General features: G+C 70.6%; 17 protein-coding genes. 12 read left to right on the top strand and 5 right to left on the bottom strand.

Features of this window, described 5'->3' with window-relative positions; translation table 11 throughout:
* The first annotated feature begins 52 nt into the window (after window positions 1-52).
* Both TA3x_RS18115 and TA3x_RS18110 read left to right on the top strand, forming a co-directional pair.
* Complete coding sequence (locus TA3x_RS18115; RefSeq protein WP_435016063.1) at window positions 53-286, top strand: FitA-like ribbon-helix-helix domain-containing protein; 234 nt, start codon at window positions 53-55, stop codon at window positions 284-286.
* A gap of 179 nt (window positions 287-465) precedes the next feature.
* A complete protein-coding gene (locus tag TA3x_RS18110) occupies window positions 466-1,602 on the top strand; it encodes an IS481 family transposase (RefSeq protein WP_435016062.1) in 1,137 nt (378 codons plus the stop codon).
* Between the two features lie 314 nt (window positions 1,603-1,916).
* On the opposite strand, the gene TA3x_RS18105 is transcribed toward TA3x_RS18110, so the two are convergent.
* Window positions 1,917-3,422 carry a TolC family protein gene (locus tag TA3x_RS18105; RefSeq protein ID WP_435016061.1) on the bottom strand — a complete coding sequence of 502 codons (1,506 nt, stop codon included), beginning with the start codon at window positions 3,420-3,422 and terminating at the stop codon, window positions 1,917-1,919.
* A gap of 333 nt (window positions 3,423-3,755) precedes the next feature.
* On the opposite strand from TA3x_RS18105, the gene TA3x_RS18100 reads away from it, so the two are divergent.
* The 4 genes from TA3x_RS18100 (at window position 3,756) to TA3x_RS18085 (ending at window position 10,759) form a co-directional block, all read left to right on the top strand.
* Window positions 3,756-4,181 carry a hypothetical protein gene (locus tag TA3x_RS18100; RefSeq protein ID WP_435016060.1) on the top strand — a complete coding sequence of 142 codons (426 nt, stop codon included), beginning with the start codon at window positions 3,756-3,758 and terminating at the stop codon, window positions 4,179-4,181.
* Window positions 4,182-4,269: 88 nt separating this feature from the next.
* Entirely contained in the window at window positions 4,270-5,949 is a 1,680-nt protein-coding gene (locus TA3x_RS18095) for an efflux RND transporter periplasmic adaptor subunit (protein ID WP_435016059.1), read from the top strand.
* Window positions 5,946-9,917 carry an efflux RND transporter permease subunit gene (locus TA3x_RS18090; RefSeq protein WP_435016058.1) on the top strand — a complete coding sequence of 1,324 codons (3,972 nt, stop codon included), beginning with the start codon at window positions 5,946-5,948 and terminating at the stop codon, window positions 9,915-9,917. The genes TA3x_RS18095 and TA3x_RS18090 overlap by 4 nt, the downstream gene beginning before the upstream one ends.
* Before the next feature lie 92 nt (window positions 9,918-10,009).
* Window positions 10,010-10,759, top strand: coding sequence for a radical SAM protein (locus TA3x_RS18085; RefSeq protein WP_435016057.1), 750 nt, complete (start codon window positions 10,010-10,012; stop codon window positions 10,757-10,759).
* Between the two features lie 27 nt (window positions 10,760-10,786).
* Here the strand turns inward: TA3x_RS18085 and TA3x_RS18080 are convergent, their stop codons facing one another.
* On the bottom strand, window positions 10,787-11,215 hold the full coding sequence (locus TA3x_RS18080; RefSeq protein WP_435016056.1) for a hypothetical protein: 429 nt from the start codon (window positions 11,213-11,215) through the stop codon (window positions 10,787-10,789).
* A gap of 453 nt (window positions 11,216-11,668) precedes the next feature.
* Between TA3x_RS18080 and TA3x_RS18075 the strand changes: the two genes are divergently transcribed.
* From TA3x_RS18075 to TA3x_RS18055, 5 genes are all read left to right on the top strand, one after another.
* Window positions 11,669-12,223: a YqgE/AlgH family protein gene (locus tag TA3x_RS18075; RefSeq protein ID WP_435016055.1), complete on the top strand. Its 555-nt coding sequence runs from the start codon at window positions 11,669-11,671 to the stop codon at window positions 12,221-12,223.
* Between the two features lie 296 nt (window positions 12,224-12,519).
* Window positions 12,520-13,407: a MotA/TolQ/ExbB proton channel family protein gene (locus TA3x_RS18070; protein ID WP_435016054.1), complete on the top strand. Its 888-nt coding sequence runs from the start codon at window positions 12,520-12,522 to the stop codon at window positions 13,405-13,407.
* A 69-nt stretch (window positions 13,408-13,476) separates the two neighbouring features.
* Window positions 13,477-13,944: an ExbD/TolR family protein gene (locus tag TA3x_RS18065; protein WP_435016053.1), complete on the top strand. Its 468-nt coding sequence runs from the start codon at window positions 13,477-13,479 to the stop codon at window positions 13,942-13,944.
* A 72-nt stretch (window positions 13,945-14,016) separates the two neighbouring features.
* On the top strand, window positions 14,017-14,508 hold the full coding sequence (locus TA3x_RS18060) for an ExbD/TolR family protein (RefSeq protein ID WP_435022391.1): 492 nt from the start codon (window positions 14,017-14,019) through the stop codon (window positions 14,506-14,508).
* Window positions 14,505-15,407, top strand: coding sequence for a hypothetical protein (locus TA3x_RS18055; protein WP_435016052.1), 903 nt, complete (start codon window positions 14,505-14,507; stop codon window positions 15,405-15,407). The genes TA3x_RS18060 and TA3x_RS18055 overlap by 4 nt, the downstream gene beginning before the upstream one ends.
* Before the next feature lie 15 nt (window positions 15,408-15,422).
* Here TA3x_RS18055 and trmB read toward each other — a convergent pair whose 3' ends face one another.
* Window positions 15,423-16,166, bottom strand: coding sequence for a tRNA (guanine(46)-N(7))-methyltransferase TrmB (trmB, locus tag TA3x_RS18050; RefSeq protein WP_435016051.1), 744 nt, complete (start codon window positions 16,164-16,166; stop codon window positions 15,423-15,425).
* 27 nt (window positions 16,167-16,193) lie between these two features.
* Between trmB and TA3x_RS18045 the strand changes: the two genes are divergently transcribed.
* Window positions 16,194-17,408 (top strand): PmoA family protein, encoded by a 1,215-nt coding sequence (locus TA3x_RS18045; RefSeq protein WP_435016050.1) that lies wholly within the window; start codon window positions 16,194-16,196, stop codon window positions 17,406-17,408.
* Here TA3x_RS18045 and TA3x_RS18040 read toward each other — a convergent pair.
* Together TA3x_RS18040 and TA3x_RS18035 are read right to left on the bottom strand one after the other, a co-directional pair.
* Window positions 17,401-18,003: a 5-formyltetrahydrofolate cyclo-ligase gene (locus TA3x_RS18040; protein WP_435016049.1), complete on the bottom strand. Its 603-nt coding sequence runs from the start codon at window positions 18,001-18,003 to the stop codon at window positions 17,401-17,403. The genes TA3x_RS18045 and TA3x_RS18040 overlap by 8 nt on opposite strands.
* A gap of 310 nt (window positions 18,004-18,313) precedes the next feature.
* Window positions 18,314-19,069: a UvrB/UvrC motif-containing protein gene (locus tag TA3x_RS18035; RefSeq protein WP_435016048.1), complete on the bottom strand. Its 756-nt coding sequence runs from the start codon at window positions 19,067-19,069 to the stop codon at window positions 18,314-18,316.
* Window positions 19,070-19,125: the final 56 nt, after the last annotated feature.

Here is a 19,125-nt window from a genome sequence, read left to right as displayed (position 1 = left end):
ATATCCGATGGCAATTCCCCTGTCCCGACCGGGTGGATGGAGAGGCAGAGCCATGCCCGATGTCCTGATCCGCGACCTGGACGCCGCCTCCCACGATGTCCTCAAACGCCGGGCCGAGGCGTCCGGCCGTTCGCTCCAGGCCGAGATCCGGCTGATCCTGGAGGCCACCGCCCGCGCCTCCGACGCGGGGGCTGCGCGTCAGCACGCCGACCGCATCCGCGCCCAACTGGCCGACCGGGTCCATCCCGACAGTTCGTCATCCGTCCGCGAGGTCCGCGACCGATGAGCGGCGCCTGGTCCCTGAGCAGTCACCGCCGCCCCCTGACGCCATGAAACCACCCTGATTTCATCCCGTCGGGTGGCTGTGGTTGGCTTGCTGTTCAATGCAGGGACATGGGTTACGGTGAGTGCAGGGACATGGGTGGCGCCTGGAGGGGAGAATCGGGCCTCGAAAGGAGGCCCGAGATGCCCTGGAAAGTCGATCCCGTGACCGAGCAGCGCATCGCATTGGTCCATGCCGTCCGCATCGCCGGGCTCGCCGTCGCCGAGGCCGCCCGCCGCTACGGCGTCAGCCGCAAGACCGCCTTCAAGTGGCTGGCCCGCCACGACGCCGAGCCCGACCGCCCCCTGGCCGACCGCCCGCGACGCCCGGCCTCCAGCCCCGCCCGCACCGCCGCCGAGCGGGAGCAGTTGGTCCTGGAGGCCCGCGACCGCTTCGGATGGGGGCCCCGCAAGCTCCACGCCCATCTCAAGGCCCAGGGGCACCAGGCCCCGCCGATCCGCACCATCGCCGCGATCCTCCGCCGCCACGGCCGCGTCGCCGCGCCCGTCGCCGCCCCGCCGCCCACCCCGGCCCCCCAGCGGTTCGAGAGGTCCGGGCCCAACCAGCTCTGGCAGCTCGACTTCAAGGGGCCGCTGGAGGTCGGCCGCGCCCGGGTCGTCACGCTCTCGATCATCGACGACCACAGCCGCTACCTGCTCGCCCTGAGGCCCTGCGCCGACATGACTTATGCCACCACCCAGGCGGTCCTGTGGGGGTTGTACGGGGAGGTCGGGATGCCCGAGGCGATCCTCTGCGACAACGCCTTCTCGGCCCGCAACACCGGGGTGGGGCTGTCGGGCTTCGACGCCTGGCTGATCCGCCTGGGGATCCGGCCGCTGCACGGGCGGGCCTACCACCCGCAGACCCAGGGCAAGGTCGAGCGGTTCCACGGCACCCTGGAACGCGAGGTCTGGCCCAAGGTCAGGCGCGATGAGTCGGAGCACTTCCGGGCCGACCTGGAGGCGTGGCGGCCGGTGTACAACTCGGTCCGGCCGCACGAGGCGCTGGGGGATGAGCCGCCGGCGACCCGCTGGGCGCCCAGCCCGCGTCGCCGGCCCGACGCGGTGCCCGAGATCACCTACCCGGCCGACGCGGAGGTGCGGGTGGTGGGCCAGGACGGGTCGATCCGCTGGCGTCGCGCCCGGATCAAGGTGGGCGTGGGGCTGTCCGGGGAGCGGGTGAGGGTGGCCGACCAGGGGCACCAGGTGGAGGTGTACTACGGGACCCACCGGGCCCGGGTCATCGCCGCGGAGCAGCTGAAGCCCGGCGTGACGGCATAGACGATGGTGTAAACTTCGATCGGCCGGGCGCGCCACCCATGTCCCTGCGCCCGGCGCCACCCATGTCCCTGCATCGCACAGCAAGCCAACCACGGTGCCTGTGACATGGCTCGACGAGTTCGGCCACCGATCGGGCCGACCCCGCGTCCCGGATGCGGCGCGGCCGCCCCGGCTCGTCGGCCCTGTGGTTGGCAAGCCAACCACAGCCACCCGGACGCCTCGGTCGACCTCATCTCGAGCGATCGGCATCACCGCAATCTTGAAAGACGAGAAGCGTCGACCAATCGTGATTCCACCCTGGTCGGTGGCAATGTTCAGCGGTCCCCGGGGCGGAACGGACCCGGGGCACTGGCCGGGGGCGGAGATGGTGCGGGTGCGGGTGCCGGGACCGGGGGCGGCGGGGCGATCGGGTTTTCGTTGAGCTGGCAGCCCACGGCGCGTTCCAGGGAGGCCATGATCTTGCCGAGTTCGGACTCGACCTGAGCCGCCTGGAGCTGGATCTGGAGCACCTCGCGCCACGCGGACAGGAGCGTGACGTAGTCGACCGTGCCGGCCTGGTAGTCGCCGGTGGCGGCCTCCAGGGCCTGGGTGCTCTTGGGCAGGATGCTGGACTGGAACAGGGCGAGGATGTCGCGCTGGGATCGGGCCTGGGCCATCAGGTCCTTGATCTCGCGATAGGCGGCGTCGCGCTCGGCGCCGTAGAGGTGGGCATCGGCCGAGGCGCGGGCCTGGGCCTCGCACACCCCGGCGGCCAGCTTCTTGCGGTAGACCGGCAGGTTGAAGCCGACGAACATCCCCAGGTTGGGCACGCCGCTGGCGGTGCGGGGCATCTCGGCGTTGGTCTTCTCCATGTCCATGTAGGAGAAGCCCAGGGTCACGTCAGGCTTGTACCGCTTCCGCGCCAGCTCCACGGCCCGGTTGTCGCGGGCGATGGCCGAAAGCCGCCCCTTCAATTCGGGGCGGCTGGCCAGGGCCAGGCGGTAGAGGCGGTCGACCTCGGCCGGGACGCCCGCCGTCGGCAGTTCGGGCAGGGTCTGGAGGTCGGCCTCGGGGTCGGCGTGGACCTGCTGCGCCAGGTCGGCGCGGGCCGAGGTCGCCCCTTGCCTGACCCGGATCAGTTCGCGGTCGAGGTCGTCCACCACCACCTCGGCGCGGAGCACATCCTGCTGGCCGGTGCCGCCGGTGCGATACCGTTCCCTGGCGATCGCGATGAAGTCGACGGCCAGCTTGCGATTCTCGCCGAGGATCGCCTCGGCGCGGGCGTTGAAGTAGAGGTCATAGTAGGCCCGTTTCACGGCCGCGACCGCGTCGAGCTGCGCCGCGGCCAGCTCGGCCAGCGCCACCTCGGCATCCTTGGCGGCGGCCTCGCCCCGGAGCCGGAGCGTGCCGAACCAGGGGAACTGCTGGGCGATCATGAGGTTGTACGGGTTGTAGCCCATCAGCGAATACTGCGGCGCCGCCCCCGGGATCGGGTAGATCGTGTTCGACACCGTGGGGTCGTCGAGCGACGTGACCTGCGGGATCCGGCTCTGCATCGCCAGCACGTTGTACCGCGCCGCCTGCACGGTCTGGTTCTCGACCAGCGCCCGGCGGATGAAGGCATCCACCGGCTGCGGCCCCGCCAGGTCGGCCGGGGTCGCCGGATCGGACGGGACGCGGACCGCCTCGGGCTCGGCGCGGGGCTTCGGCCGCTCGGCCGAGTGGTACGCCGTCGGCCGGATCGCCTGATCGATCACCGGCCGGCGATCCGCCTGCGAACAGCCCGCCGCCAGGCCGAGCACCACCGCCGCCCCCAGGGGGCGTGGCCAACGCCAATCCATCGTCACGCCTCCTGCGGAATGGACACGACGGCCCGATCTCCCCGGGCCTTCCATCCACGAATATCGGAGCGGTGCCACTTTCCGGGCAGCCAACCCGGGCGGTTCGGGCCCCCTCGCCGGGCAAAACCGGCCCAGCCGTCGCGATCGTCCCGATTCGATAGAAACCCGGTTTGCCGCGGCCGATTTTTTCGATAGTAAAGAACGCCCAACGCCGCCCGGCGGCCGGGGCGGCCTTGCAACGCGGAGGCGCGACGATGTCGGTCAAACTTGTCGGGATCGGGGATCTTGATATACTTCAACAGGCCGTAACATCATCGCCCCGGAGTCGTGACCGTGCCGTCCTCCTCGCCTCGACCCTGGCACCTGCTGCGGTTCGCCTTGCTGGCGACGGTGGCGATGGTGTTGGGTGCGGCGGGCGAGGCGTCTGCGTCCCAGAAGCCCGGATGCTGCCGGGATCGCCGCCCGGTCGCCGAGTGCTGCTGCAAGCCGGCGGCCCGGCCGGGCGTGGAAACGGTCGCCGCCCCGACGCACGTCGATGGCGTCAGGGTGCCGTCGTGCCGGTGCGAGTCGCCCGAGCGGGCGCCCGCCGATCCGCGGTCGGCGTCGATCTCGCTCGATGAACGGGCCGAATCGGCGTCCCGGCTCGTGCCGGAATTCGCATCGGTCCCGCCCGAGTTCGATGCGGGCGGCGCTTTGCCGATCCTGTTCGCTCGCAAGGGCTTGCCGCTCTATCTCCGCCTGGTTCGCCTGCTGATCTGAGCCCGCACCCCGACGTTGGCGTGTCGATTCACGACGATTGGTCCGGGGTTCCTGGGGCGTCCAGCGATGGGCGTCGAGGGGGTGGGACATGGCGACCGAAGGGGCGGGATCGCGGTGGGCGCGGGCGCGGATGGTGATCAAGGTGGTCGAGCTTCGGCTCCGGTTCATCGTCCTGATGGGGGCGACCGGGTTGGGCTTCGCCTACTGGGACACGCTGGCGAACCGCTACGACAAGTGGATGCGGCCGAAGGCGACGGGCGCCGTCGCGGCCGTGTCCGGGATCGAATACTTCTGCCCCATGCACCCGGCCGTGATCCGCGACGAGCCGGGGAGCTGCCCGGCGTGCGGGATGCCTCTGGCGAAACGGCAGAAGGGGGAGAAGGCCCCGCTCGCCGCGGGGGTCCTGGCGCGGGTCCAGCTGGCCCCGCACCGGATCCACCAGGCGGGCATCCGCACCGCCGAGGTCGCCTACGAGCCGATCACCGAGACGTTCAGCACCGTGGGCACGGTCGAGTACGACGAGCGGAAGGTCCGGCAGATCGCCTCCAAGGTCCGGGGCATGGCGCGGGTCGAGAAGCTGCACGTCGACTTCACCGGGGTCGAGGTCGCGGCCGGCGCGCCGATGGCCGAACTCTACGGGGCCGAGCTGTACCAGGGCGTCCGGGAACTCCTGCTCGCCCACCAGCGGGCCAAGGCGCCGGCCGCTCGGTCGCTGCTCGGCGAGGGGAATGACCTGGAGAAGCTCGCGGCCGACAAGCTGGGCCTGATGGGCGTGACCGCCGAGCAGATCCGGGCGATCGTCCGCGACGGCAAGGCCGACTTCACCCTGCCGATCCTGGCGCCGATCGGCGGCCACGTGGTCCGCAAGGACGTGGTCGAGGGGCAGTACGTCAGCGAGGGGCAATCGCTGTTCGAGGTCGCCGACCTGTCGACCGTGTGGGTCAAGGCCCGGGTCTATGAGGATCAGGTCGGGCTGGTCCGGGTCGGGCAGGCGGTCGAGGCGACGGTGCCGGCCTATCCGGGGTCGGTGTTCGCCGGGAAAGTGGCGTTCATCCAGCCGCACCTCGACCCCGCCACGCGGACCGTCGAGGTCCGCTATGATCTCGACAACGCCGACCACCGCCTGCTGCCCGGCTTCTTCGCCACGGTCACGCTCCGGACCCCGATCGCCGAGACGCCGATGTTCCGGGGCCGGATCGCGAAGGCGGGCGGCGACGGGCCGGAGGCGATGACCGTGGCCTCGCAGAAGATCTGCCCGGTCACCAACGCCGCGCTCGGGTCGATGGGCAAGCCGATCCCCACGGAGGTGGAAGGCCGGACGATCTGGACCTGCTGCGGGTCGTGCCCGCCCCAGATCAAGGCGAAGCCCGCCAAGTTCCTCGCCCGGCTCGCACCCCCTCCGCGAGACGGCGTCCTGAGCGTGCCCGAGTCCGCCGTGATCGACACCGGGACCCTGCGGATGGTCTACGTCGAGGCCGAGCCCGGCGTCTACGAGGGGCGGAAGGTCGTGCTCGGCCCGCGCTCCGGCGACCGGTTCCCGGTCCTGGAAGGGCTGCAACCGGGCGAGACGGTGGTGGCCGCCGGGGCGTTCCTGGTCGACGCCGAGAGCCGGCTCGACCCGTCGACCCGGCCCGAAACGAACCCAACGCCGGCCGATCGGTCGCCCGAAACGAACCCAACGCCGGCCGCGCCGGCCGATGACCATCAACACCATCGCCCCGCCCCGAGGGTGGCGGCCGAGGCGACTTCGGGGCGGGTGAACCGGTGATCGGCGCCATCATCGAGTGGTCGATCCGCAACCGCTACCTGGTGATCCTGGCCGCCCTGGCGCTCGGGGTGGCCGGGGCCCGCGCGATGGTCACGATGCCGGTCGACGCCATCCCGGACCTGTCGGAGAACCAGGTCATCGTCTTCACCGACTGGATGGGCCGCAGCCCCCAGGAGATCGAGGACCAGGTGACCTACCCCCTCTCGGTCAGCCTGCAAGGCTTGGCCGGGGTGAAGACGGTGCGGTCGTCGAGCGAGTTCAACTTCTCGATGATCGCGATCATCTTCGAGGATCGGACCGACTACTACTTCGCCCGCCAACGGGTCCAGGAGAAGCTGGCGATCGCCACGACGTTCCTGCCGGACGGCGTGACCCCCTACATGGCCCCGGACGCCACGGCGCTGGGGCAGATCTTCTGGTACACGATCGAGGGGGACGGCAAGGACCTGGCCGAACTGCGGTCGCTCCAGGACTGGTACGTCCGCTACCAGCTGGCGAGCGTGCCCGGCGTGGCCGAGGTCGCCGGCGTGGGCGGGGCGGCGCGGGAGTACCAGATCGACGTCGACCCCAACAAGCTCCGCGCCTACGGGATCGGCCTGGGGGAGCTGGACGCGGCGGTGTCGCGGTCCAACGCGGCGGTCGGCGGCCGGGTGATCCACCAGGGGAACGCCGAGTACCTGATCCGCTCGGTCGGCTGGATCCGGGGCGTCCGCGACATCGAGGAGACCGTCGTCACCACCCGCGACGGCACGCCGATCACGGTCGGCCAGCTGGCCACGGTGCAGATCGGCCAGGGGTTCCGCCGCAGCGTCCTGGAGAAGGACGGCAAGGAGGCGGTGGGCGGCGTGGTCCTGATGCGGGTCGGCGAGAACCCCCTGGAGGTGACCCGGCGGATCAAGGCGAAGATCGCCACGCTCCAGGACGGCCTCAACGCCCAGGGGGTCCGGATCGTCCCGTTCTATGACCGGACCCCCCTGATCCACAAGGCGCTGGAGACGGTGGGCGGGACGGTCCAGGAGGAGTTGATCGTCTGCACGCTGGCGATCCTGCTGGTCATGGGCCACCTGGGCAACGCCTTCGTGGTGGCGGCCACCCTGCCCCTGGCGATCCTGTTCAGCTTCCTCCTGATGCGCCTGCTGGGGATGTCGTCGAACATCATGAGCCTGGCGGGGATCTCGATCAGCGTGGGGATCCTGATCGACCAGGCGGTGGTGATGGCGGAGAACGCCTCGCACCACCTGACCCGCCACTTCGGCCGCGAGCCGATCCGGGGGGACATCACCGAGCTGGTGATCCCGGCGTGCCGGACCGTGGGGCGGCCGATCTTCTTCTCGGTGATGATCACGATCGTCTCGTTCCTGCCGGTGTTCGCCCTCTCCGGGCGCGAGGGGAAGCTGTTCCACCCGTTGGCGTTCACCAAGACGTTCGCCCTGCTGGGGGTGGCCCTGCTGTCGATCACGCTGGTCCCGGCCCTGATCCCGATCTTCCTCAAGGGAAGGATCAAGTCCGAGGAGGACAACTGGCTGGTCCGGTCGATGATCGCGATCTTCAAGCCGATGCTGTCGTGGCTGATGGACCGGACCGGGCTGGTCTGCTGGCTGTTCGCGGTGATCGTCGGCCTGGGATACGTCGCGTCGACGAAGATGGGCCGGGAGTTCATGCCCGACCTCGACGAGCAGACGCTCATGGACATGCCGACCACCGTGCCCCGGGCGTCGGTGGCGCAGGTGGGCGACGACCTCCGTTATCGCGACGGGGTCCTGCGCGGGTTCCCGGAGGTCTGGCAGGTCGTGGGCAAGGCCGGGCGCGCCGACACCGCCACCGACCCCGCCCCGCTGGACATGATCGAGACGGTCATCAACCTCCGCGATCGCACCCTCTGGCCCAAAAGGCAGATGCGGTTCGACGACGTGTCGACCCTGGTCGGCCGGGCGCTCGATGACATGGGCCGGAAGGGATTGCTCCGCGCGGCGGGGACGGCCGACGACCGGACCGCCCTGAAGGACGAGGCGGCCATGGGCGTGGCCACCCGGATCGACCGTTCCCTGCGCGAGGGCGCCAACGCCCGGCTGATCCGCTTCCGCCCCGAGCTGGGCCGGGCGCTGGTGGCCGAGGCGATCGACGCGTTCCTGGGCCGGGTCGAGCCGGGCTCGATCCTCCGGCCGGCGACCGAGCCCGAAAGGTCCGCGCTGGCCGGTTCCCTGTCCGCGACCTATGCCGATCGGTTCGCGACCGCCGTCCTGCCCGACGACGTGGCGGCGCTGGTCCGCGAGGCATCGCGGAGCCTGGTCGCGTCGGGCGTGCTCCGCGAGGGGCCGGCCCTGCTGGCGCCGAAGCCCGGACCCGGCGAACGGGCCTTGGATGCCGCCGGCGACCTGCTCGGCCTGCCGTCGTCCACGCTCATCGACCGGATCGCCGCCCACCTGGCCGACGAGCACCACCGCCGGCTCGCGGCGAAGATCAAGGCGATGAACTGGGAGGTATTCGACCTCGCGGTCAAGGACGCCCCGTATGCGGCGATCGACGAGCTTCTCCAGCTCGCCCCGCGCAAGAAGCTCCTGGACCGCCGCCCGTCGCCCGAGGAGATGGCGTCGCTCCGCGAGGGGTTGGAAGGGCCTCTGGCGAAGTCGCTCCTGCTCTGGCAGAAGACCAAGAACGAACTGATCGAGGAGATGGACGGGGCGCTCAAGGTCCCCGGTTGGGGGAACAGCTTCACCCAGCCGATCGCCAACCGGGTGGAGATGCTGGCCACGGGCGTCCGCCTGCCGGTGGCCGCCAACGTGTTCGGCCCGGACCTCGGGCAGATCCAGAAGGTCGCCCAGGAGATCGCCGCCGTCCTCCGGGGCGTCCGGGGGGCCGCCGACGTCTTCCCGGATCAGGTCACGGGCAAGGGCTACGTCGAGATCCGGATCGACCGGGCGAAGGCGGCGCGGGTCGGGGTCAACGTCGGCGACGTGCAGGACGTGGTCGAGGTCGCGATGGGCGGCCGGACCCTGACCACCACCGTCGAGGGCCGCGAGCGCTACCCCGTCCGGGTCCGCTACGCCCGCGCCTACCGCGACGACGTGGAGGCCCTCAAGCGGATCCTGGTGACCGGCGGCGGCACGATGGGCGGCGGCGGATCGGGCATGGCCCCGGCCCCCGGCGGCATGGGCGGCGCCCCGACCGCTCCGAAGCCGGGGGCCGCAGCTCCCGTCCAGGTCCCATTGGCCGAGGTGGCCGACATCCGGGTCGTCGAGGGGCCGTCGATGATCAAGAGCGAGAACGGCCTGCTCCGGGCGTCGGTCCAGCTCAACGTCCGGGGCCGCGACGAGGTCGGGTTCGTCGAGGAGGCCCGCGAGGTCGTCCGCGACCGCGTCAAGCTTCCGCCCGGCATGTACGTCGAGTGGGCCGGGACGTTCGAGCACCAGGCCCGGGCCCAGAAGACGCTCCGCGTGGTCTTCCCGGCGGTGATCGCCACGATCCTGCTGATCCTCTACCTGACCCACAAGAGCTGGGTCGACGCCGGGTTGCTGATGACCAGCGTGCTGGGCGCGCTGGCGGGCGGGGCGATCTTCCAGTGGCTGTTCGGGTTCCGGTTCAGCGTGGCGGTCCAGGTTGGGTACATCGCCTGCTTCGGCATGGCCGTGGAGACCGGCGTCGTGATGCTGGTCTATCTCCGCGAGGCGATCGAGGAGCGCGGCGGGCTGGAGGGGATCGGCTCGATCGCCGAGCTGCGGCAGGCCATCCTGGAAGGGGCCGTGCACCGGCTCCGCCCCAAGCTGCTGACCGAGGGGGCGGCGATCGTCTCGATCGCGCCGATGCTCTGGGCCTCGGGCGTGGGGGCCGAGGTGATCCGCCCGATGGCCGCCCCGGTCCTGGGCGGGCTGCTGGTGGCCGACGAGGTGATCGACGTGTTTTTGCCCGTCCTCTACTTCGCCGCCCAAAAACGCCGCTGGCGGAAGCTCCACCCGGAGGTTGCGGCCTGAACGTGGCTAGGCGTCGGCGGTTGGGGGCGGATAGAATCGAAGTCTTCCCGGCCTCGGGCCGACCTCGCCCCAGCGACACCACGCAGGCTTTGATGGATCACCCCCCCGCCGCATCGGACCTGGTCGAATTCCCCGCCATCGCCAACACCTCGGCCGATGTCGTCCGGCGCCGGCTCCGGTCGCTGGAAGGGCGGACGCCGGGCACGCTGCTGGTCCACGAGATCTACCGGAGCATCCAGGGGGAGAGCACCTACGCCGGCCTGCCCTGCACCTTCATCCGGCTGACCGCGTGCCACCTCCGCTGCACCTACTGCGACACCCGCCACGCCTTCCACCACGGCGAGGAGATCCCGGTCGGCGAGGTCGTGGCGCGGGCGCTGGCGACCGGCGACGCGGTGGTCGAGGTCACCGGCGGCGAGCCCCTGCTCCAGCCCGAAGTCCTGCCATTGATGGCCGCGCTGGCCGACGCCGGGCGGGCCGTCCTGCTGGAGACCAGCGGGTCGATCGACATCGGCCCGGTGGACCCGCGCGTGGTGGTGATCCTGGACGTGAAGACGCCGGGGTCGGGCGAGGCCCGGACGAACCTCGACCGCAACCTCGCGAGCCTCAAGCCGACCGACGAGGTCAAGTATGTGGTCGCCGATCGCGCCGACTTCGACTGGTCGGCGGCGCACATCCGGGCCCACCGGCTCGCCGGCCGGGTGCAGCTGCTGGTCGGCGGCGTGTTCGGGCGGGTGACGCCGGCGGAGCTGGCCGCGTGGGTCCTGGAGAGCGGGCTGCCGCTCCGGCTCCAGGTCCAGCTCCACAAGCAGATCTGGGGCCCCGACGCCCGGGGCGTCTGACCCCCGGGCGATCCGATCCGGCCGACCCTACTCCGAGCCGGCGCGGCGGCGAGTCCGCTCGGCCGGCGTGAACGCAAGGACGACCGGCTCGTCGGCGTCGTCGTCGGCCGGGCCCGCGTCCGGCTCCCCCGCCGCCTCGGCCCGCAGGTCGGGATAGGCCAGGATCGAGAAGATCGGCAGGTGGTGGGAATCGGCCACCGTGCCGACGAAGTCGAACAGGACGTAGAGCTCGCCGACCACCTGGGAGCGGCCCAGGTCGACCCGGAACATCGGCCCGCCTTCGGTGATCAGGTGGATCGGCCCCTTCGCCGACCGGGCCAGCTGCTCGATCGCGTGCGGCAGCGCCACCTGGCCGGAGGCCCGGCCGGAGTCCGGGGAGGCATGGCGGATCGTCCCGCCGATCATCTCGTCGAGCAGACGGCCACCGATCAACATCTTCCCAACGAATCGACCCATGACGAACGAACCTCGGGGAAGCAATGGGGGGGGAGAGTTGCCCTGCGCATCAACGTCGATGGCCGGGCGGGCGAGGCGGGGGAAATCGCGAGGGACTCTGGCGGGGAGGCGGCTGAAGGCGGGCAGTCGGTGCGCCGCCCGCGTCCGATCGTGTGCCTCTCGTCTGTCAAGGGGTTAGGCCGACCCGGCATCGGGCCGCTCGGTCGGCACGTCGCCGCCACGACCGGACCGCACGACGATCGTCCGCGGGCACAAGGGACAACGTTTCATCGCCCGGTCGGCGCGCGCGGATTCGAAAGATTTCCCGGATTTCCCCCCGCGGATCGGCCGAACCCGTTCGGGCGGATGGCGTTTCGCGAGAAATGTCGCCCATGGCCCGGCCCTTGCAACGGCGTGCAGGTGCGAAGCCCCCCGAGGGAGGGTTCGAGACCCGGGGTTAGAGGCCCATCCGTGATGCGAACGCTCAAAGGCCAGCTGCTGATCGCAACGCCCGGCTTGAACGCCCCGTTCTTCACCCGCTCGGTCATCCTGATGCTCGAGCACAATGAGGACGGGGCGGCCGGGATCGTCCTGAATCGGCCGACCGAGACCACCGTCGCCGAGATCGCCGAGGAGGTGTTCGACGAGGCCCTGGACTGGGATAAGACGCTGCTCCTGGGGGGGCCGGTGCCGGGTCCGTTGATGGTGATCCACCAGGATGAGTCCCTGGCCGACCGCGAGATCATCGCGGGGGTCTTCAATTCCGTGGAGGCGTCCAAGGTCCGCGAGGCGATCTTCGGCCGGCCCGACCCGTCCCTGGTCGTGGCCAACTACGCCGGCTGGGGGCCGGGCCAGCTCGAAGGGGAGTTCGACCTCGACTCCTGGCTCACCCTGCCCGCCACCCTGGAGACGATCTTCTGGGCGGGGACCGATGACCTCTGGAACGCCACCGTGAAGCGGGTCAACGCGCAGAAGCTTTCCGATTTCCTCGGGCTGGGGACGATCCCCGCCGATCCCAGCCTCAATTGATGATGGCATTTTCGAGGGCCCGCACCGGGCCCGGCCGGCGTGGCGAAGTCGGCGTGCGTCGCCCCGGGTCGAGGGGGGGGCCGGGGGCTTTGAAATAGGGCGGGAAAAGTCGGCCCGGGGAGTTGACAGGACCCGTCTGGCGGGCTGATATTGAAGTCATCTGGGCCAATATTCGCCTCGCGACGCGAGCGGGGGCCGCGGGAGCCACCGGGTTCGCCCGCGGACCGATCGTGCCGGTTCGGGCGTGGCCGTCCCCGCATCGCGCCGGGAGGGGCCCCGCCTCGGGAGAGTCGTCGATGACAAGTCTCGCGCTGGAATCGTCCCGCCCGCCCGGCCGGGCGTGGTCGCTGGCCCTGTTCGTCGCGGGATGCCTGGCCTGCCTGGCCTGGGCACCGACGCCGTCGGTGTTCGGCCAGGACGAGAAGAAGGCCGCCGACCCGGCGCCGGCCGCCGAGGCCCCCGCCGAGCCGGCCGCCGACCCCGCGGCCGCCCCCGCCGAGCCGGCCGCCTCGGCCGATGCGCCCCCCCGCACCGAACGGTCTCTGCTCCGCTGGGCGATCGAGGCCTCCGGGATCATCGGCGCCTTCCTGCTCCTCCTGTCGATCTACTTCACGGCCCTGGTCATCAAGCTCTTCATGGAGCTGCGCGTGACCGAGGCGGTCCCCCCCGCCCTGGTCGAGAAGCTGGAGACGGCGATCAAGGAAAGGAAGTTCCAGGAGGCCTACGACGCCTGCCGGGATAACGATTCGTTCCTGGCCCGCCTGGTCCGCAGCGGGGTGGCCGCCCTGCCCAACGGCCGCGCCGAGGCCAAGGAGGCGATGCACGACACCCAGGACGAGGTGGTCACCGGGATGGAGGCCAAGATCAGCTACCTGGCCATCATCGGCACCCTGGGCCCCATGATCGGGCTGGTCGGCACGATCGCCGGCATGATCGACAGCTTCCGCGAGATCGCCAACGCCGCCGGGTCGCAGCCCCAGCCCCACAAGGTGGCCGAGGGGATCTCGTCGGCCCTGTTCATCACCCTGGAGGGGGTGTCTTTGGCCGTGCCGGCGATCTTCTTCTTCGCCTTCTTCCGCAACCGGATCGCCATCCTGACGATGGAAAGCGTGAAGGTGGCCGACCGGACGATCGCCGCGCTGCTCGCCGCCGCCAAGTCCAGCAAGGCGACCACCCCGGCCTGATCGGGCCCGCCCGGGACGATCGCACCCGAAGCCATCGCGGCGCCTGTTGCAATTCGGAGGGGAGCATCGATGGCGGCCACAGGCAAGGAAATGTCGGGCGAGCCGGACCTGACGCCGCTGCTCGACGTGGTGTTCCAGCTCATCACCTTCTTCATGCTGGTGATCAACTTCGGCAACGACAACTACGATGCACGGATCAAGCTGCCGGTCGCCGGCTCGGCCCGCCCCCAGGACGACGCGGCCCGGGCCGCGGACGAGCGGCTGATCCTGAACATCGACAAGGACGGCAAGCTCCTGTTCAACGGCGAGGCCCTGGACCAGGACAAGGCCGTCCAGAAGATCAAGTTCGAGGCCCAGATCGCCCGGGCCAACCTGAAGACCCTGAAGGCCAAGGCGGAACCCGGCGACGGTCTGCCGACGCGGGTCGTGATCCGCGCCGATCGCGACACCCCGTTCTCCGCCTGGTACAGCCTGATCACGACCTGCCAGGTCAACGGCTTCCAGAAGTTCGACCTCAAGGCGATGAACAGCCCCTGAGCGATGCGGCCCGATCCCGGGCCGGGGCCGGACCGAACGCACGAGATCCTGGGGGGTGGTGCCTTGAGAAAGATGCGGAGCATCGAGCCCGAGATCCCGATCACTCCCATGCTCGACATGGCGTTCCAGCTCCTCACCTTCTTCGTGCTGACCTACCGGCCGGCGCCGACCGAGGGGCAGTTCTCCATGAACCTGCTGCCCGCCCAGCCGGCCACGAAGATGGAGGCGCAGGCCAGCGTCGACACCTCGCCCAGCAACGACGTCCCCGCCGCCCTGCGGACCCTGCCCACCATCCTCCACGCCGGCGACGGCGGCACGCTCGGCCGGATCGTCCTGGGCGAGAACGACATCGACGACCTCGCCAAGCTCAAGACGGAACTCCAGGCGATCGTCAACGACCCGACCCTGCCGTTCGACCAGGCCTTGATCCGCGTCGACCCCCGGCTCAAGTATGCCGAGCTGATGAAGGTGATCAACGTCTTCAACTCGCTCGAACCCAAGCCGCTGACCAAGATCAGCTTCGCCGAGCTGGGGGCGGGCGACGACCCGGGGGCCCCGCAGTGACCCGCAAGCGTGAGCCGGCGAAGGGGATGTTCCGCGGCTCCGAGCTGAGGACCATGCTCCTGCTCGCCGCGATCGTGGTGGTCGGCTGGCCGGTGATCCTCCTGTCGGCCCGGCCCGGGACCGACGCGCCCGCCCCGCGCCCCCCGCTTACCGCGTCGTCGCTGACGCCGATCGTCCCGGACGGCGGGATCGAGTTCGAGGCGCTGGTCGACAAGATGCCGATGCAGCCCCGGGACAACCCGGCGTACCAGATCCTCCTCCGCCGCGCCCGCGAGGCCACCCCCGCCGCCCTGGCCAGATCGGCCCGCCGCGACGTCCTGTTCACCCACCTCCTGGAGCGCCCCGAGCGCTATCGCGGCGTGCCGGTCCACCTGGAAGGGACGGTGCTCCGCGTCCTCACCTACGAGGCCAACACCGAGCTGGCCCCCGGCGGCCGGCTGTACGAGGCCTGGCTCTACTCCGACGAGAACCGCCGTTTCCCCTACGTGGTGATCTTCGAGGAGCCGCCCAAAGGCTTCCCGATCGGCCCCGACGTCCACCTCCGGGTCAGTTTCGACGGCTACTTCCTCAAGCTCCTCCGCTACATGGCCGGCGACTCGCTCCGTGCCGCGCCTTTGCTGGTCGGCCGGATCCGGTGGGACGCCCCCGCCCCGTCGGCGAGCCGATCGTCGGCCGACCGCTACGGCCTCTCGGGCGTCAACGTCGTCTACGTGGTAATCGGCATGGCGGTGATCTACATCGGCCTGCGGGCCTTCTTCGCCGCCCGCCGCCACATCGTCCCGAAACGCCCCCGGCCGTCCCTCCTGGACGACCCCCGGCCCGAGCCTCCCCCGGACATCGACGCCTGGCTCCGCGACCTCCCCGACGACGACGAGCCCGGCCCGCGCCCCCGCGAGTAGGCCGGGCCGGTCGCGTCACTCCAGCGCGTCGAGGTCGCACCACGGGCCGCGGCTGCGGAAGGTGGGCAGAGGCAGGGACTCGGCGATCCGGAGGGCGTCGGCCGGGGCGAGGTCGTCGCGGCGGACGCCCGAGCCCCGGAAGATCCGCAGGCCGCGGCTCCGGGCCAGGATCTCGCGGCGCGACCGCCCTTCGGGGGCGTCGGGCCAGGGCTCGCCGCGTTCTTCGAAGGCGAAGAACACCGAGGCGAGGCGGCCGATGTAGTCCCAGTAGTCCGGGTTGTCGGTCTGCACGAAGAACCGGCCGCCGGGCTGCAATCCGCGATGGACGTCGGCCAGGAACCGGGGCGTGACCAGCCGGAGGTGGGCGAACCGGCGATCGTGGTAGGGCTGGGGGTGATACAGGTGGACCTCCGCCGCCGAGCCGGGCGGGACGTAGGACCGCATCAGCGTCTGGGCGTCCTTGACCGCGAACCGGACGTTGTGCAGCCCTCGCTGGTTGGCGCGACGGGTCGCATAGCGGATCACCACCGGCAGGATGTCGCTGCCGAAGTGGTCGACCTCGGGCCTCGACAGGGCGCTCTGGAGCGTATACCGTCCATTGCCGCAGCCCAGTTCCAGGACGACCGGCGCCTCGCGCCCGAAGATCGCCGCCCAGTCCAGAGGGCCCGGCGGCGGCATCCGCTTGATGGCCGTGCGGGCCCAGCGGTCTTCCGGCAGGATCGCGCCGGGGATGGGCACGCCGAAGTCGTCCTCGCTCATGATCTGGCCACCCCCCGGAGTTCCACCATGCGGAAATTCTCCCGTTCCTGGATGTCGGCGCGATGGGCCCTGCTGGTCGGCTTCGGGCTGCTCGCGGCGGGCCCGGCCGCCCGGTCCCAGACGAAGGTCGAGGTCCAGGGCACCGACGCCCTGGGCGAGACCCCGGTCATCGTCCCCCTGTCCAAAGAACTCCCGGTCGGCCCCTACCAACTCGCCGCGCCCGGCGCGGGCGGGTCGCCGCTCCCCGCCCAGGTCTTCGAGCAGGACGGGAAACGCCACCTCGGGTTCATCCTGGACCGCCTCGACGCCGGGGCCAAACAAACCTACGACCTGACCCCCGTCCCCGCCGAGAATGGCCATCGGGGCGTGACGCTCACCCCGGAGGGCCGGCGGGTCAAGATCGCCGCCGCGGGCGAGCCGCTCACCGAGTACGTCCCGGACGGCGGGTCCAAGCCCTACCTCTACCCGCTGCTCGGGCCGGGCGGCGTGAAGATGACGCGATCCTACCCGATGGACAAGGTCCCGGGCGAGACCACCGACCACCCGCACCACGAGTCTTTGTGGTACGCCCACGGCAACGTCAACGGCGTCGACTTCTGGAGCATCCTGCCCAACCACGGCACGATCCGGGAGACGTCGCGGGCCGACCTCGTCCAGGGACCCGCCCTCGGCGTGCTCCGGACGACCGACGACTGGGCCGACTCCGGCGGCAAGCTCATCCTCACCGACGAGCGGACCGTCCGCATCTATGCGACCAAGGGGGCGCGGGTCTTCGACTTCGACGTGGTCCTGAAGGCCCCGGCCCCGGCCACGTTCGGCGACACCAAGGAGGGGACGTTTGCCCTCCGGGTGGCGACCAGCATGGACGTGACCGCCAAGAAGGGGGGCAAGATCGTCACCTCCGAGGGGCTGACCGACAAGGCCGCCTGGGGCAAGCCGGCGTCGTGGGTCGACTACACCGGTCCGATCGGCGGGGAGACCTTCGGGATCGCCATCCTGAACCATCCCGACAGCTTCCGCGCCCCGACCACCTGGCACGTCCGCGACTACGGCCTGTTCGCCGCCAACCCATTCGGATGGCACGACTTCGGCAAGAAGGAGTCGGGCGAGTTCCGGCTCAACCCCGGCGAATCGATCGTGTTCGGCTACCGCGTCGTCCTCCACAAGGGGGCGACCGATCCGGCCGAACTCGGCCGCGCCTTCCAGGGCTACGCCCATCCGCCGAAGGTCGAGATCAAGTAACCCCGGCGCGGGCGGCCGCGACCGTCCGTTGCCAGTCCGCGATCCCGTCGAGCGCCTGGTCGTGGGGCTCGGTCGGGACGCGGTCGACCCGCTGGGGCGTGAGGATCAGGGCCCAGCGGGGGACCTCGGGCCTCAGCAAAGGCAGCAGGCGGTCGTAGTACCCCCCTCCCCGCCCCAGCCGGAACCCGCGATCGTCGAAGGCCACCCCCGGCACCAGCACCCAGTCGACCTCGGCCGGCTCGACCTCGCGGCACCCGGCGCGGGGCTCGGGGATGCCGTAGGGGCTGGTGACGAGGTCGCGCCCCTCGTCCTCGACCGCGAACAGCCGGAGCCGCCGGGCCTCGCGGTCGACGGTCGGGTAGACCGCCGTCTTGCCCAGCGACAGCAGCGACCTCGGGAACCGCCGGGTGTCGATCTCGTCGCCGAACACCCCCGCGTAGATCAGTACGGACCGGGCCCCGGCGATCCCCGGCAGTTGGACGAGCCGATCGGCGAGCCCTTGCTCCTGGGCCTTCCGCTCGGCCGGGTCCATCGCCAGGACCGCGGCGGTCACCCGACGGCGAAGCTCGGCCTTCTCACGCTTGATCGATGCCACGTGAACCACGCCCCCGGGAACGAAGACGGCCCGCAACCACTTCGCGAGGAAGCGGGTGCGGGCCGGGCAGTCATCCACCGCAATGCCGTTGAGGTGCTTTTGAGAACCCGCAGTTTAAGTGGGTGCCTTGGACCAGGACGGACAAGCCGAACGGTCTTGAATCGGCCCCCCTCGGGTACTCATTGGTTCGCCAAAAGTACACCCCGTGTCGAACATGGCAGACAACCGGACCGACCGAAGCCGGACAGGTTTGATGGTAGCTTCGCCCCCATCCGTCCACAAGGCCAATCCGATGGATTGGTGCAATTGTTCAGTCGGCCGACTCGCCCAGCCCGGGCCCCTTGAGCCGCGCCAGCTGGTCGCGCAGGCGGGCGGCCTCCTCGAAGTCTTCCAGCGAGATGGCCAGCTTCATCTGCTGTTCCAGCCGCTCCTCCGGGCCGACCGGGCGGGTCGTCTCGACCTCGCGGCGGAGCCGGACCAGGACGTTCAACTCGGGGCTGTGGATGCTCTCTTCTTCCTGGTCGTATTCGCGGAGGAAGTCGCGGATCGCGGCGATCCCGTCGTCGAACGCCTGGAGGGCCTCACCGTGCTTCTCCCGGTCGAGCGCCTGCATGGCCAGGGCCCGGGCCCGCATCATCGTGACGTAGGGGCGGAACCGGTCGAACTGGATCCAGTCGTGCCGGTTCTCGGCGTGCTTGACCACGAAGGCGAACAAGCGGAGGTTCCGGGTCGTGTCCCGGACCACGAGGTCGAAGCGGTGGAGGTGGAACGAGGCCAGGTAGCGCTGGTAGTACTGCACCCCCTCGCGCATCAGCCCCTCGCAGTCGCTCGACTCGATCCGATAGCCCGGCTCCTCGGCGGCGCGGGCCTCGTGCCAGTCCAGCAACGACTCCTTCCCGTGAGGCGTCAGCCCGTCCGGCCTCCCGGCCAGTTCGAGCTGGATCACCCCCAGGTCCAGCCTCATCTGGATCTTGTCCCGCCCATCGTCCCCCGCGATGATCCGCACCTGGATCTCGTCGGGATCGTGGTCCCAACCCTGGAGGATCGGGGCGATATCCTTGCTCATCGATCGTCACCCCTGGTCGCGTCGCATTGTCTACTTGCCAGCCTTGCCGACAATCA

It is taken from the genome of Tundrisphaera macrotermitis (assembly GCF_051175315.1).
Classification (GTDB): Bacteria; Planctomycetota; Planctomycetia; order Isosphaerales; family Isosphaeraceae; genus Tundrisphaera.
The sequence above is the reverse complement of the archived record's forward strand: the minus strand, read 5'-3'. Positions and strand labels throughout refer to the sequence as shown.